15 protein-coding genes and 4 pseudogenes are annotated in these 14,337 nt (G+C 68.6%); 9 read left to right on the top strand and 10 right to left on the bottom strand.

Features of this window, described 5'->3' with window-relative positions; all coding sequences use genetic code 11:
* Positions 1-14 precede the first annotated feature (14 nt).
* A complete protein-coding gene (locus ABT115_RS22145; RefSeq protein WP_351792496.1) occupies positions 15-1,433 on the bottom strand; it encodes an FAD-dependent oxidoreductase in 1,419 nt (472 codons plus the stop codon).
* Between the two features lie 77 nt (positions 1,434-1,510).
* Positions 1,511-1,663, bottom strand: a pseudogene (locus ABT115_RS22140) (DUF305 domain-containing protein); the annotation flags it as partial.
* On the opposite strand from ABT115_RS22140, the pseudogene ABT115_RS22135 reads away from it, so the two are divergent.
* Positions 1,655-2,221, top strand: a pseudogene (locus tag ABT115_RS22135) (LVIVD repeat-containing protein); the annotation flags it as partial. The pseudogenes ABT115_RS22140 and ABT115_RS22135 overlap by 9 nt on opposite strands.
* A 108-nt stretch (positions 2,222-2,329) precedes the next feature.
* Here the strand turns inward: ABT115_RS22135 and ABT115_RS22130 are convergent.
* From ABT115_RS22130 to ABT115_RS22105, 6 genes are all read right to left on the bottom strand, one after another.
* The gene (locus ABT115_RS22130; RefSeq protein WP_351792493.1) at positions 2,330-2,509 is read right to left on the bottom strand and encodes a hypothetical protein; all 180 of its coding nucleotides are present in this window, start codon (positions 2,507-2,509) and stop codon (positions 2,330-2,332) included.
* A 45-nt stretch (positions 2,510-2,554) separates the two neighbouring features.
* Positions 2,555-3,280 (bottom strand): HAD family hydrolase, encoded by a 726-nt coding sequence (locus ABT115_RS22125; RefSeq protein ID WP_351792618.1) that lies wholly within the window; start codon positions 3,278-3,280, stop codon positions 2,555-2,557.
* A gap of 43 nt (positions 3,281-3,323) precedes the next feature.
* Positions 3,324-4,022, bottom strand: coding sequence for a phosphatase PAP2 family protein (locus tag ABT115_RS22120; RefSeq protein WP_351792491.1), 699 nt, complete (start codon positions 4,020-4,022; stop codon positions 3,324-3,326).
* Between the two features lie 33 nt (positions 4,023-4,055).
* Positions 4,056-4,991, bottom strand: coding sequence for a M56 family metallopeptidase (locus ABT115_RS22115; protein WP_351792488.1), 936 nt, complete (start codon positions 4,989-4,991; stop codon positions 4,056-4,058).
* An 84-nt stretch (positions 4,992-5,075) separates the two neighbouring features.
* Positions 5,076-5,657, bottom strand: a complete 582-nt coding sequence (locus ABT115_RS22110) for a DUF5134 domain-containing protein (RefSeq protein ID WP_351792485.1) — start codon at positions 5,655-5,657, stop codon at positions 5,076-5,078.
* Positions 5,658-5,857: 200 nt separating this feature from the next.
* Positions 5,858-6,244, bottom strand: a complete 387-nt coding sequence (locus ABT115_RS22105; protein WP_351792482.1) for a VOC family protein — start codon at positions 6,242-6,244, stop codon at positions 5,858-5,860.
* Positions 6,245-6,312: 68 nt separating this feature from the next.
* On the opposite strand from ABT115_RS22105, the pseudogene ABT115_RS22100 reads away from it, so the two are divergent.
* Positions 6,313-6,867: pseudogene (locus ABT115_RS22100) on the top strand (GNAT family N-acetyltransferase); the annotation flags it as partial.
* Positions 6,868-6,879: 12 nt separating this feature from the next.
* On the opposite strand, the gene ABT115_RS22095 reads toward ABT115_RS22100, so the two are convergent.
* On the bottom strand, positions 6,880-7,563 hold the full coding sequence (locus tag ABT115_RS22095; RefSeq protein ID WP_351792477.1) for a glycerophosphodiester phosphodiesterase: 684 nt from the start codon (positions 7,561-7,563) through the stop codon (positions 6,880-6,882).
* A 399-nt stretch (positions 7,564-7,962) separates the two neighbouring features.
* Between ABT115_RS22095 and ABT115_RS22090 the strand changes: the two genes are divergently transcribed.
* The 4 genes from ABT115_RS22090 to ABT115_RS22075 all read left to right on the top strand — a co-directional run bounded on the left by ABT115_RS22090 (position 7,963) and on the right by ABT115_RS22075 (position 11,888).
* The gene (locus ABT115_RS22090; protein WP_351792474.1) at positions 7,963-9,360 is read left to right on the top strand and encodes a DUF6421 family protein; all 1,398 of its coding nucleotides are present in this window, start codon (positions 7,963-7,965) and stop codon (positions 9,358-9,360) included.
* 26 nt (positions 9,361-9,386) lie between these two features.
* Positions 9,387-10,154, top strand: coding sequence for an SDR family NAD(P)-dependent oxidoreductase (locus ABT115_RS22085; RefSeq protein WP_093894808.1), 768 nt, complete (start codon positions 9,387-9,389; stop codon positions 10,152-10,154).
* On the top strand, positions 10,133-11,212 hold the full coding sequence (locus ABT115_RS22080; RefSeq protein WP_351792472.1) for a threonine aldolase family protein: 1,080 nt from the start codon (positions 10,133-10,135) through the stop codon (positions 11,210-11,212). The genes ABT115_RS22085 and ABT115_RS22080 overlap by 22 nt, the downstream gene beginning before the upstream one ends.
* A 76-nt stretch (positions 11,213-11,288) precedes the next feature.
* Positions 11,289-11,888: a transglutaminase domain-containing protein gene (locus ABT115_RS22075; protein ID WP_351792469.1), complete on the top strand. Its 600-nt coding sequence runs from the start codon at positions 11,289-11,291 to the stop codon at positions 11,886-11,888.
* A 196-nt stretch (positions 11,889-12,084) separates the two neighbouring features.
* Here the strand turns inward: ABT115_RS22075 and ABT115_RS22070 are convergent, their stop codons facing one another.
* The gene (locus ABT115_RS22070; protein ID WP_351792615.1) at positions 12,085-12,807 is read right to left on the bottom strand and encodes a lysophospholipid acyltransferase family protein; all 723 of its coding nucleotides are present in this window, start codon (positions 12,805-12,807) and stop codon (positions 12,085-12,087) included.
* A gap of 218 nt (positions 12,808-13,025) precedes the next feature.
* On the opposite strand from ABT115_RS22070, the gene ABT115_RS22065 reads away from it, so the two are divergent.
* The 3 genes and pseudogenes from ABT115_RS22065 to ABT115_RS22055 all read left to right on the top strand — a co-directional run.
* Complete coding sequence (locus ABT115_RS22065; RefSeq protein WP_351792466.1) at positions 13,026-13,352, top strand: TlpA family protein disulfide reductase; 327 nt, start codon at positions 13,026-13,028, stop codon at positions 13,350-13,352.
* A gap of 196 nt (positions 13,353-13,548) precedes the next feature.
* A complete protein-coding gene (locus tag ABT115_RS22060) occupies positions 13,549-14,055 on the top strand; it encodes a flavin reductase family protein (protein ID WP_351792464.1) in 507 nt (168 codons plus the stop codon).
* Between the two features lie 201 nt (positions 14,056-14,256).
* Positions 14,257-14,337, top strand: a pseudogene (locus tag ABT115_RS22055) (electron transfer flavoprotein subunit beta); the annotation flags it as partial.

Raw genomic sequence — 14,337 nt, 5'->3', positions numbered from 1 at the left:
GACAGCCCTCGGCCTCACGATCCGACCCGGCCGCCGCCATTCGCGGCGCTCAGCAGCCCCGCCCAGTCCGGGATCTTCACCTGCCCCCGGCCCAGCGACCGGCCCAGCGCCGCTTCCGCCCGCTGGATGGAAAGCCAGCCGTCCCACTCCACCGGGCGCAGCCCCCACGCCCGCAGCGCGGCCACCGGATCGGGTGCCCACGGGCGCCCGGCGAGCAGCGTGGCGTCATCGAGCAGCGACGCCACCGTTTCCTTCGCGCACGACCGGTTCGAACCGATCACTCCGGTCGGCCCCCGCTTGATCCACCCGGCGACGTACTCCCCGGGCGACGGCACCCCGTCCCGCAGCACGCGCCCCGCCAGATGCGGCACCGTCCCGCGAGCCGGGTCGAAAGGCAGGCCGGACAGCGGCAGCCCGCGGTAGCCGACGGCCCGCAGCACGAGCTGGGCCTCGATGTCCTCGTACGTACCGGCGTCGCGCACGCCCCCGCTGCCGTCCGGCACGGTACGGGCGAACCGCACCCCGGCCACCCGGCCATCCCGCTCCAGCAGCTCGACGGGACGCAGAAAGAACCGCAGGTGAATCGTGCGCACCGGGTCTCCCGCCGCGCCCGCACCTGTGGCGCCGGCCGCGGCCCATCCGCGCAGGACCTCGACATTGCGCCGCGCCGCCGCCGTCAGGGGCGGCACGTTCGGAGGTGAGGACAGGGCCGGCGCCGAGCGGGGGGACGGATCGACGTATGCCGGGTCGAGGGCCAGCTCCGCCTCGTCCACCACCACCCGTGCCCGGGGCAGCGCCCCCAGCTCCCGCAGTTCCTTGGTAGTGAACCGGGCCTGGGACGGCCCGCGCCTGCCCGCCATGTGGACCTCGCGCACCCGGCTTCCGGCCAGCGCGCCGAGCGCCCCGTGCGGTACGTCGGTGGGGCGCAGCTCCTCCGCGCTCCGGGCGAGAATCCGCGCCACGTCCACCGCCACATTGCCGACCCCGATCACCACGACCGAACGGGCCTGCAGCGCAAAGCTGTTGGCGGCGGCGTCGGGGTGTGCGCTGTACCAGGAGACGAACTCGGTCGCGGAGCAGCTGCCGGGCAGATCCTCGCCGGGGACGGCCAGGCCGCGGTCGGTCGCCGCCCCGACGCAGTACACGACCGCCTGGTAAAGCTCGCCGATCCGTTCAGGTGGGATCCCGTCACCGCCCACCTCGACATTGCCGAGGAAGGTGATCCGCTCGTGCTCCAGGACAGTCCGCAGACTGCCCTGCAGCGATTTGATCTTCTCGTGGTCGGGGGCGACACCGTAGCGCACCAGGCCGTACGGGCAGGGGAGCCGGTCCAGCACATGGACCTGGACATCGGGCACCCGGTCCTGCTCGACCAGGGCCTGGGCGGTGTAGACCCCGCTGGGACCGGAGCCGACGACAGCGACACGGAGCACGGAGCACCTCTTCCCGCAGGATGCCTCCAGCATGGCACCGGAGGCAGGGGAGGGGGAGAGGCGCGCCCGGGGTGCGGTCAGGACGACATTGCGCGCATTCTGTCGATCTCCACCGTCTGCTGGGCGACGAAGTCCCCGGCGATCTCCTCGACCTGCACATTGTTCCCCTGCGAGAGCACCTGGGCTGCCATCGTGATCGCTCCCTGATGGTGGGTGATCATCAGCTTCAGCACAACGTGAACTTCGCGTTCTGGCACTCCGCGACGTTCAACCAGAAGGCCGACAAAGTCGTCTTCACCGATGAACTCGGCGGCGGTGGCGCAGCCACCTGCAACGAGGAGATCGGCCCGAAGCGCGGCGCCGACGGTATCTACGACATCGTCGGCAAGGGAGACCACCGCAAGCTGGTCTTCCGCAGCTACTTCAAGATCGACCGTCCGCAGGCCGACACGGAGGTCTGTGTCGCCCACAATGGTTCGATCATCCCGATCAAGGGCCGCGACCTGATGGTTCAGGCCTGGTACCAGGGCGGAGTCTCGGTGTGGGACTTCACCAACTCTTCGAAGCCGAAGGAGATCGGCTTCTTCGAGCGCGGCCCCGTCAGCACGGACGCGGTCACCACGGCCGGCCCTTGGTCGGCGTACTACTACAACGGCTACATCTACTCCAACGACATCGCCAAGGGCTTCGACGTCCTGAAGCTCGACGACCGGCGGACCGACCCGGCGAAGCGGGTGCGGCTGGACGAGCTCAATGTTCAGACGCAGCCGGACTACTTCGACCACTGATCCGACTGGTTCATCCGATCAGTCGGCACCATCCTGTTCCACAGCGCACCGAGCGCGTGCCGCCGGGCGGATCCCCCGCCCGGCGGCACGCCGCTGTCGACGCCTGCGTCAGGCGGCCGTCCTGGCGCTCCCGCCGGTCGCTGCGGCCCATTCCACGAGCAGCTTCTGATACTGCTCCTCGTCCTCCGGGGACAGGCAGCCGCCGGAGCGCTGCCACAGGTCACGAATCTCTTTGTTCACCACAGCGGCGCTACGCACGGAATCGGAGGAGCACGGAGAACGGGACATGCATACAGGCTAAGGCCCCGATGTGACAATCCGACCCATTGGGTGTCAGGGACATCTCTCACATTTGTCACAGGCAACACCCGGCAGCAGTCCCAGCATCCGCAGCCCATCGGGCCGCTCCTCCACCGGCAGATGCTGCACAAAGCGCACGTCACAGCCCAGCGACGCCGCACCGCCGTCCGCGTGCCGGTCGTCGCCGACCATCACCACATTCTTCGGATCCCGTCCTATAAATGTGCAGGCCATGTGGAAGAGTCGTGTGTCCGGTTTCTGGATGCCGTGCTCGTACGACAGGACGTAGGCGTCGATCAGGGCGTCCAGGCCGTGCACCCGGAAGACCGGCCGCAGGTCCCAGCCGATGTTGCTGACCACACCGATACGGATGCCGCTGTCGCGCAGCGCACCGAGCACCTCCGCCGCGTCCGGGTAGGGCCGCCAAGCGGCAGGTGATCTGTGCCGCTCGTGCAGCGCGTCGTACAGCCCCGTATCCGGCAGAGCCACCTGCCGGGCCAGTTCCGTGAACGCCTTCCGGTGGAGTCCCGCGCTCTCGTCGCGGGTGGCCCACGCGGAGGCGAGCCGGGCAGGAATGTGCTGGGGCGGAGGGCCGCCCGGCAACGCCCCGGCGGCCTCGAGCTCCCGCGCGTACCGCTCGAAGTCGGCCGTGCTCACCGTCACCTTTCGTTCGGCGAGGACCGTGCGCAACCAGGACCGGACTGATTCGATACGGAAGAGAGTCCCGGAGAAGTCGAAGAGCACACCTTTGATCTGCATGGACGCGATCCTTCTGATCTGCATGGACGCGATCCTTCCCAGTTCAGGGGCGCCGCGCCATGGCCGGTCTGTCGCGCCTCTCGTACCGGGCGAACCCGGCGATGGAGAACCCGGCCAGGGCCGCCCCCAGCAGCCAGCCGCCCAGGACGTCGCTCAACCAGTGCACTCCGAGGTAGAGCCGGGTGACACCAACCCCGATCACCGACACCCAGGCCACCACCAGAGCCGTCCGCCACACCAGGGGCCCGGGCTCGTGCCGTCGCAGCAGCCAGAGCAGCAGAGCGCAGCTCACCATCGCCGTCATCGCATGACCAGAAGGGAACGCCGCGTAATGGGCGGAATCCACCGGGTCCGGCCACTGCGGCCGCTCCCGGCCGACCGCGGACTTCAGCCCCTGCTGCAGGACAGTCGACAGCACGCTCGTCCCCGCCACCCACACCGCGAGTGCCCGCGCTCCGCGCCACCAGAGCGCCACCACGGCCACTGCGATCAGGGCGCGCATGGTCCACGGATCCCACACCCAGTCGGTCAGGATCCGGTTCACATGGACGAGACCGGGTTCGGTGACCGCCCTTCGATGCAGGGCCGTCGCGACCGTACAGTCCAGTCTCATGAGCGGCGACCAGCGCACTGCGACCAGGATCAGCAGGACCAGGGCGGCAGATGCACAGACCACGGCCGTGCCGAAAGGTGTGACGCCGGAACGGGTGCGGGCCGGTGGGGTGGGGGGCGGGGATGGCATGGGGCGATCTTCGCGGACGATTCGCGCATCCGGCTACCCCAGTGCGCTGAGTCCCGGAATGAATGCCACCAGAAGCGGAACCACCGGTACCAGGGCGGCCGCCGCGGTCAGCCGGAGCCGACGGCCCGCGGTGAGCCGTTCCACCGGGGTCAGCAGCCGGTTCACCCGCAGCGGCAGCTGCGCGTCCGGCGTCGGGCACGGGCCGAACACGCCCCGGTCCTCGTTGAGTTCCACCAGGGCCAGAGCGGTCGTCAGCCGTCCGAAGCGTCTCGACGCCACATCGTCCGCGGCCAGTTCGACCAGCCGGTGCATCTCGTCGCGGAAGGCAGCGAACACCGGCACCTGCGGAAACCCGATCGCGAGTGCGCCGGAACAGTGCAGCAGCCAGTCGTGCCGGGCCTTCGCATGTCCCTGCTCATGAGCCAGCACCGCATCCAGCTGACGGCCGTTCAGTCGGCCAAGTGCAGCGGTAGTGATGACCAGTTGGGGCGCGGCTCCAGGCAGCCACCAGGCATCCGGGCGCTCTCCCTCCAGCACGACCAGCGGGCTGCTGCCGGGTTCCTCCCCGGGCATCAGCGGCGAACGCACCAGCAATTCGGCGCGGCGTCGCCTGCGACGCACCTGGGCACGGTGGATCTCCCGAATCAGCATCGCCGCCGTCCATACCCCGCCGAGCGCCAGCAGCACGGCCAGGGCCGCGGACCACTGCCCGTGCCCGCTCAGTGCATACGCCTCCACCACGGCGCGCGGCGCCGGCGCGAACACATGCCCGCGCACCGCCTGCCAGGCAGCGGCCGCACTGAATGTCATGGAGAGCGCGAAGGAGAGCAGCACCCCGGCCACCACGCACTGCCAGACCCACAGTGCAACGACGGGCTCGCGCTCCGGCCACTGAGCCCGTGCCATCAGACGCGGAGTCACAACGGCGGTCAGTACACCGAGCAGCAGCAGCGCGAGGGAGACCAACATGGCGTCAGCCTATGAGGGCACGGCAGTCACGGGTACGGCTGGGCACAGCAAGTGACGCACGCCACGGTTTGGCCGCCCCCTGACTCACAGAGTCAGCAGCATCGCGAACATGGCGATCCCCATCGTCAGCCGACAAGCGAGAGCCAGTTCGGGCCGTGTGCCCCAGCCGCCCCCGACCGGCCCACCGCCGCGGCCCGCCGTGGCGGCCACCGGTATCAACCGGGCCCCTGAACGCAGCACATACGCCGCGTAGTAGGCCAGCAGCAGTCCGGTCAGCAGTGGGATGCCCCCGGCCGTCGCCGCGACACTGTGGCCCGCGTGTCCGCCGTGCGCCCCTCCACCGCCCGGTGACATCGCCAGCGCCATGTAGACCATCGCCGACGATCCGACCAGATGGTGCAGATGATGCCCGCTGTGCCAAGAGAACCACAGCGCGCGCAACGAGGCCGCACCGAACAGCACCGCGTACACCGCCCACCCCCACACAGGTGGTGTCACGACGGCAGCGGGCACCGCCATGGCGGCCATGCCGAAGCCCATCAACGCCTCCGCACGCGCCGTCCTGCGCCCCTCCCCGGTCTCGCTGCGCGTGCGCAACAGGCAGTACGCGCCTGTCATTCCACACAACGCCATGAGCAGCCAGCCGGACATCGCCGGTCCGTGCACAGCGCACCTCCCCCTGGACGTACGGCGTCGGTCCCCTGAGTCGATGCCCGGGGCCGGACCGTCTTACGCGGCGCACTGAGGTACACGGGGAGCGCGCGGAAGGGGTGTTCCCTGTCGCGCCGTGTGCTCGAAGGCTCTGCCCCTGCTCGTCGACTACGCGGAGAGAAGCCGTGCCCCGCAGCGACGGCGCACCGGAACTTCTACGGGCGGTAGCGCAGCGGATGGTCCTCCGGTACTTCCACCACGACGATCCTGTGCCCGTCCGGATCGCGGATCCACATCTCGACGAGCCCCCACGGCTCGCGCACCGGCGGCCGCAGCACCTCGACGCCGCCGGCCGACAACTCCTCGTGCGCCGCCCGGACGTCCGCGACCTGCAGCCACAGTTCGAGGCTGGGCACCGGCGGTGCGGTGGCACGCCCGGAGACCTCCAGGAACCCGCCGCCGAGGAAGTAAACCGTGCCCCGCTCGGGGCCGGTGCCGAACTCCCGGTAGACGGGCAGCCCAAGAGACTGGCCGTAGAAGATCCGTGACCGCTCGGGGTCGGCAGGACGCAACAGGATCCGGCTGCTCAGCACATGAACCATGCGCCAGACTCTAGAACACGCGGGTACCCTGCTTCGGCACGGTCACAGCAGAGAAACGGAGAGCCACCGCCATGGAGACAGCCTCTGCCCGGGACTTGGGGCAACTCACCTTCCGCGACGCGGCCGGCGCCGATGTGCCGGCGCTCGTGACGCTGATCGAGTCGGCGTACCGCGGGGACTCCAGCCGGGCCGGGTGGACCACCGAGGCGGACATCCTGCAGGGGCAGCGGACCGACCCGGACGGTGTCCGCGAGGTCGTCGAGGCGCCCGGCAGCCGACTGCTCGTGGTGGAGCGCGACGGTGCGCTCATTGCCTGCTGCCAGCTCGAACATCGCGGTGACACCGCCTACTTCGGGATGTTCGCGGTCCGCCCCGAGTTGCAGGGAGCCGGTCTCGGCAAGGTGATCATCGCCGAGGCCGAGCGCACCGTCCGGGAGAGCTGGGGGGTGACCGAGATGCACATGACCGTGATCTCGGTGCGCGAGGAGCTGATCGCCTGGTACGAGCGCCGCGGCTACCGCCGTACGGGAAAGCTCAGCCCATTCCCGTACGGCGACGATCGCTTCGGTATCCCGCAGCGCGACGATCTGGCGTTCGAGCTGCTGATCAAGGACCTGGACTGACCGGGTGGGCGATCAAGCGGTGAAGCGGCCGGCGCGGCGGATCTCCGGGTAGTCGGTGGTCGCCCCGTCCAACCGCAAGGCGCGTACCAGCCGCAGATGGTCCTGGGTGTTCACCACCCAGCCGATCACCTTCAGTCCTTCGGCGTGCGCCTGCTCGACAACCTCCAGGGTGAGGCGGCGGATATTCAGGGCCAGCGTCGCCGCCCCCACCGCCTTCGCCCGGTCCACCACATCACTCCGCCAGCGGCTCGCGATGAGTACAGTCCGCACCCCCGGCACCAGTCGGGCGATCTCGGCGACCGCCTCGTCGTGGAACGACGACACCTCGACCCGGTCGACGAGACCGCGTCGCAGCATCACTTCGGCCAGGGCGCGGGCCGCAGCCACATCCTTGATCTCCGCCTGCACGGGGGACCGTACGGCGTCGAGAACCTCTTCGAAGACCGGCACGCGCTCACCCTGCCCGGCATCGAGTTCGCGCAGCTCGGACAGGGTCTTCTCGGCGATCGGACCGCTGCCGTCCGTCGTACGGTCCACATCGGCGTCGTGCATGACGGCCAGCGCGCCGTCCTTGCTCAGATGAAGGTCCAACTCGATGGCGTCCATCCCGGCCCGTTCCGCATGGACGAACGACCGCAGGGTGTTCTCCGGCTCGACACCCATCACTCCGCGATGACCGATGGTGGAAAAAGACAAGGCAACCCGCTTCCGTCGACGGCTTCTTCCCGTGCGCGGCTCCCACCCACGGGGCACTGCGGCAATTCGGCAGCCTAATGGCCGACCCCAGGAAGGGAACCGCTCGGACGAGGGGGAGTGGCGCCGTGTTTCGCGGATGCCGGCGGCACCGGGTGAGATGTGTCACTCATGCGTGGGCGTGCCCTGCATGGCCTGACCGCTCATGTGTATGAGGCCGGACGGACTGGCAGCCCCCACAGCGTGTCCGACCGACGGAAGCATTTGCAGGTAAGGGTCTGCGCAGGAAAAATCGCGGCGACAAGGAGGCGTGGCAGGATAATTTCCTGAGGCCCACTTGTCCGAAGGAACCGTAAATGGATACGGTTGCTTGACGCGAGGTTCTCCTGTGGAGGAAGTGTTATGGCGGAAATTCTTGTGCACGACGTTGCCGCAGGTGGCATAGCTACGGACCAGCGGGTGGTCGACCACCCTGCCTGGCCCGCGCTCAAGAATGCCGTGGAGGAGATCCGCCCCTGGCAGTCGAAGGACGGTTCCATCGACTTCGGCGCCGAGGGCGCGCCGTCCCGGGCGGACGCCCGGGCGACGCTGGACCGCGTGATCGCCGCGGTCGAGGAGATCTCCCCGCTGCTTCCGCACGACGCCGCGTACCACCGCGCCCTCGTCATGGACCTGCGTCGCTGGGCCACGGACGGCTTCGGCGTGCCGGACTTCCTCGACTCGCTGCTCGCCTTCCAGCCGGCCAAGGACCGCACCGACGGGCTCCAGCACCTGGCCGTCTTCGCGATGTACACACAGAACGGCAACCCGGACCGCAACCTCGAAGCGGTCGTGCTGCGGATGGTCTGGCCCGAGTGGCTGGCCGAGCTCGAAGCCACCCGCTACGACAACCCGCTGTTCTGCGGCATCACCTTCGAGGGTTTCACCTCGGGTTACGACACCAACTCCGCGGTGCTCTTCCCGGAGACCGTCGCCGTGCGCGAGGCCCCCGAGCGCTTCAGCTGGGGCGGGATCTTCTGCGACCGCGAGGCCGCCCGCTTCCGCCGGGTCACCGAGGCGTCGGTCGATCTGCTCGGCGTCGAGCTGCCCGACGACATTCACGAGATGGTCGGCGACCAGCAGCGCTGTGAACAGGCCTTCGTGCTCTGGGACATGGTGCACGACCGTACCCACAGCCACGGCGACCTGCCGTTCGACCCCTTCATGATCAAGCAGCGCCAGCCGTTCTGGATGTACGGGCTCGAAGAGCTGCGCTGCGACCTCACCGCCTTCAAGGAGGCCGTGAAGCTGGAGGCCGACGGCTTCCCCCAGGGCCGCGATGTGCAGTACGCCGTGCTGTTCGACCGGATGTTCCGCTTCCCCGTCACCGGCGAGCGCGTCCGCAACTACGACGGCCTCGGCGGCCAGCTGCTCTTCGCGTACCTCCACAAGCACGACGTGATCCGCTGGACCGACAACACGCTGAGGATCGACTGGGACCGAGCCCCGCAGATCACCAACCAGCTCTGCACCGAGATCGAGAAGCTGTACCGCGACGGCATCGACCGCCCCAAGCTCGTCCACTGGTTCGCCGCGTACGACCTGGTCTCGACCTATCTCGCCCCGCACCCGGGCTCCCGCTGGGCCAAGGGCCCGGACGCGCTGGATCTCTCCCAGCCGCCGCGGAAGCTCGTCGACGACGTGCTTCCGGACGAGTTTCCCCTGAGCATGTTCTATGAGGCGCTCTCCAAGAAGCTTAAGAACGTGATCGCCTCCACCAAGGGGATCACCGCTGCGGATGCCGAGCGGGCAGCCGCGTGAGCGCCGGGCTTGAGGAGGCGGTGGCCATGAACGGAAACGGCAAGGGCAACGGGAGCGGTGCTCTCGAAGGTGCCGTGGTCGCGGTCGCCGGGGCCGCGGGCCCGGCCGGCCGGGCCACTTTGCTGAGGCTCGCCGAGGCCGGTGCGACCGTCGTCGCCTCCGACGCCGATGCCACCCGCCTGGCCGAGGCGGTCGACGCCGCGCGCTACGCCCACGGCGGCGCCACGGTCACCGGTGACACCGTCGACCTGCTGGACCTCGCTGCCGCCCGTGAATGGGCGGACAAGACGGAGAAGGAATTCGGCCGGATCGACGGCCTGGTCCACCTCGTCGGCGGCTGGCGCGGGAGCGCCACCTTCGCCGAGACCGACCTCGCCGACTGGAACTTGCTGGAGAAGCTGCTGATCCGCACGGTCCAGCACACCTCGCTGGCCTTCCAGGAGGGTCTGCAGCGCAGCGACCGGGGTCGCTATGTGCTGATCAGCGCGGCCGGGGCGAGCAAGCCCACCGCGGGAAACGCAGCCTATGCCGCGTCCAAGGCGGCGGCCGAGGCCTGGACGCTCGCGCTCGCGGACTCCTTCCGTAAAGCGGGGGGCGACGAAGGTCCCAGGACCGCGGCTGCGATCCTGATCGTCAAGGCACTGGTGCACGACGCCATGCGCGCCGAGCGCCCCAATGCGAAATTCGCGGGCTTCACCGACGTCAAGGAGCTGGCCGATGCCATCGCCGGCGTCTGGGACCGGCCCGCCCCGGAAGTGAACGGAAAGCGCCTGTGGCTGACCCCACAACCGTAAGGACCGACGCGCGACGCCACCACGACCCGCAGGTACGCGGATTCGCCAGTGACAACTACGCGGGCACGCACCCGGAGATCCTCGCGGCCATCGCCCTCGCCAACGGTGGTCACCAGATCGCCTACGGCGAGGACGACTACACCGAGCACCTCCAGCGCGTCATGCACAGTCACTTCGGGCCGACCGCAGAAGCCTTTCCGGTCTTCAACGGAACCGGCGCCAACGTCGTCTCCCTCCAGGCGATGACCGACCGTTGGGGCGCGGTGATCTGCGCCGAGTCCGCCCACATCAACGTCGACGAGGGCGGCGCCCCGGAACGGGTGGGCGGCCTCAAGCTGCTCACCGTGCCCACCCCGGACGGCAAGCTCACGCCCGAGCTGATCGACCGCCAGGCGTACGGCTGGGACGACGAGCACCGTGCCATGCCGCAAGTCGTCTCGATCACCCAGAACACCGAGCTGGGCACCGTCTACACACCCGACGAGATCCGCGCCATCTGCGACCACGCCCACGGCCACGGGATGAAGGTCCACCTGGACGGGGCCCGGATAGCCAACGCCGCGGCGTCGCTGGACGTACCGATGCGTACGTTCACCAACACCGTCGGTGTCGACGTTCTCTCCTTCGGCGGCACGAAGAACGGGGCGATCTTCGGCGAGGCCGTGGTCGTCCTGAACCCGGACGCCGTCCGCGCCATGAAGCACCTGCGCAAGCTGTCCATGCAGCTCGCCTCGAAGATGCGTTTCGTCTCCGTACAGCTGGAGGCGCTGCTTGCCGGAGACCTCTGGCTGCGCAACGCCCGGCACGCCAACGCCATGGCCCAGCGCCTCGCGGAGGGCGTGCGTGCGGTGGACGGCGTGGAGATCCTCCACCCTGTCCAGGCCAACGCCGTTTTCGCCCGGCTGCCGCATGAGGTGAGCGAGCGGCTGCAGAAGCGCTTCCGCTTCTACTTCTGGGACGAGGCCGCCGGTGATGTGCGATGGATGTGCTCCTTCGACACCACGCAGGATGATGTCGACGCATTCGTCCTTGGACTGAAGGAAGAGATGGCAAAGTAGCCCGTAACTGAATAAGTATGCGGCTGACCGGAAAGTCATTGACATCTGGTCGGCCGCTTACTTACGCTCGGCGGCCATGGAGCTGATCCAGCAAGTCCCGGAACTTTCCGCCTATCTCGCCGCCGATGCGGCCATCGATCACAAGCATCCGCTGGTACGGGATACGGTCGCCGATCTCCGTAGTAGCACTACGGACGCATACACATACGCGGCCGCCGCCTACGCTTTCGTGCGTGACACCATTCCGCACTCCGCTGATTCGGGCGACATGCGGGTCACCTGGCGCGCCTCCGACGTCCTCGCGACGCGCAACGGTGTCTGCCACTCGAAATGCCACGCCCTGGCCGCCCTCCTTCGTGCGGCGGGCATCCCGACTGCCCTCTGTTACCAGAGGCTCGGTGAGGAGAACGGGGATCCTGGCCCCGTGCACGGGCTGATCGCGGTCCGCCTGCCCGGTCGCGACCGCTGGGACCGTCAGGACCCCCGGGGCAACAAGCCGGGCGTTGAGGCCCACTTCTCACTCGGCGAGGAGCGACTGGCGTGGCCTGTCCGGCCGGAGTTCAATGAAGTGGATTATCCAGTGCTCTATGTAGCACCACATCCGGCGGTACTGTGCGGCCTCCGGTCCGCAGAGGACCGCACGCAACTGTGGGGCACTCTTCCTACAGCACTCTGAGATCCCGCTTCGAGGCAAGGCGGCCGATGACGCTGACGTTCGCATTCTTGCTGGAACGCCGCGAGCCCATGACGATCGGTGAACGCGAAGCCGCAGGCGCCAACTCGCCGAGTGGCTGGAGAAGCTGAGCCCCGGGGCGCGGATCACCGTCCGCACCCCGGAGTGATATTTCGGTCGTGGCCGTGAGTCGGCCGCGTCAGCTCTTCTCGCGCACCTCGGCGGGCGTCGGCGCCGTACCGCCGAGGTGCGAGGGCACCCACCAGGTGTCGGTCGCGTCCTTCGGGCGCACAGGATAGGCGCGCTGAGCTGCTTCGAGGAGTTCCTGGACCCGCTCCCGCAGCCGCCGGGTGATCGCGCCCGCGTACTGGTCAGTGGGTGCCTCCACCGGCTCGCCGACCCGGATCGTCACCGGAATGTGGTTGCGCTTGAAACTGCGCGGCCGGCCCTTGGTCCACAGCCGCTGCGTCCCCCACAGTGCCATGGGGATCAGCGGTACGCCGGCCTCCTGGGCCAGCCGGGCAGCGCCCGACTTGAAGCTCTTCAGCGTGAACGACTCCGAGATCGTGGCCTCGGGGAACACGCCGACGATCTCGCCGGAACGCAGCGAGGCCAGAGCGTGCGCATATGCGGCCTCGCCCTGCTTGCGGTCGACGGGGATGTGCTTCATGCCGCGCATCAGCGGGCCCGAGACCTTGTGCCGGAAGACCGATTCCTTCGCCATGAAGCGGACGAGACGCTTCTGCGGCAGCGCCGCGAGCCCGGTGAAGATGAAGTCCAGATAGCTGATGTGGTTGCTGACCAGTACCGCGCCACCAGTCTTCGGGATGTGCTCGGAACCCTGAGTGTCGATCTTCAGGTCGAGCGCCTTGAAAAACGTACGAGCGGCGCCGATGACCGGCCGATAGACGAGTTCTGCCATCTGGGGAAGACCCTTCTTCAGCGCCTGAGGAGGGTTCTCCCGGCGGAAGTTACGCAGCCGTAGGTTTGCGGCGTTGCGCCGATCGTGCCCCATGCGCGACGCGGTGGCCAGTCTCCGAGGGCGCGGGCCGCGAGATTCTCGTCACGTCGGACCACTGGGAATGTCTCGGTGCCCGGTGGTGCTGACCTCTTGCGAAGAGTTCTGACAGGAGGCCAAAGGTGGACGGGCGGACACACGAGGGAACGCTGGACGTGGCCCAACTCGGCGCGGAATTGGGGGATCGGGCAACTCTTGTACAGTTCTCCAGCGCGTTCTGCCAGCCCTGCCGGGCCACCCGCCGCACTCTCGACGAGGTGGCGCGCATGGTGGACGGCGTCGCCCATGTCGAAATCGACGCCGAGGCGCATCTCACTCTCGTGCGCGAACTGGAGATCAGCCGGACGCCGACCGTGCTGGTCCTCGACGCCACCGGCCGGATCGTCCGCCGGGCCGTCGGGCAGCCGCGCACCGCCGATGTCGTCGCCGCACTGGGACAGGCGATGTGACGGACCGTGACGCATCTCCCACATTACGGAACGCTCTTGACTGCACCCACCCCACATCGTCAGTCTGACGCTATGCCCCCAGAGCTCCTCCTCCATGGCCGGGTCCATGTGGATCTCGTCCGCAACGCGAGTGCGCGCTGTCCGGGTGCCTGAGCAAGCACGGCCCCGTACGCCTCCTCCGCAGAAGGACATCTCCATGACGGCTTCGCCCGGGCTCGGTACCTCCCGCACGGCATCCCCTGAACTCCTCCGCTCGGTCTTCCGTCAGCACGCCGCCGGTGTGGCAGTGATCACCGCCGCAGGTGACAGGCCGGTCGGCTTCACCGCAACCTCTCTCAACTCCGTCGCCGCCGAGCCGCCGCTGATCTCCTTCGGTGTGGGGACCTCGTCCTCCAGCTGGCCGGTCGTGGCCGAGGCCGAGCACGTCGGCATCCACATACTCGGTGAACACCAGCAGGAGCTGGCCGCCACTTTTGCCCGCAGCGGCGCCGACCGGTTCGGCCCGTCCACCTGTTGGCGCAGTGGACCCGAGGGTGTGCCGGTGCTCGACGGTGTGCTGGCGTGGCTGGTCTGCCGCGTGGTGGCCCGGATCCCGGCGGGGGACCACCGGATCGTGATCGCGGAGGCCGTGGTCGGCGACCCCGCCGGAGGCGGCCGCCCGCTGCTGTATCACCAGGGCCGTTTCACCGCTCTGCGGGACTGAGAACTCCCAAGCGGCACATGGGCGCCGCACGTTGGCCAGATCACAGTTCCAAGCGCTTGCTCATGGGTAAAACACTGGGTGTACTGGCTAGTAATATTTCCTTCGGAGCGTCGGTCGCCCCGACCGGAAACCGCCCCATCAGGCGCCTATGCTGCGTGCATCAAGGCAGCCCAGAAATGACGATGCAGTAGGAGAGCCGGCGTGAGCTTGAGGATCGTTGTCTGTGTGAAGTACGTGCCCGACGCCACCGGCGACCGGCACTTCGCTGATGACCTGACGGTG

The sequence above is a fragment of the Streptomyces sp. NPDC001832 genome (assembly GCF_040297265.1).
Lineage (GTDB): Bacteria > Actinomycetota > Actinomycetes > Streptomycetales > Streptomycetaceae > Streptomyces.
Note: the sequence above shows the minus strand (reverse complement) of the source record. Positions and strands in the feature narration are given on the sequence as shown.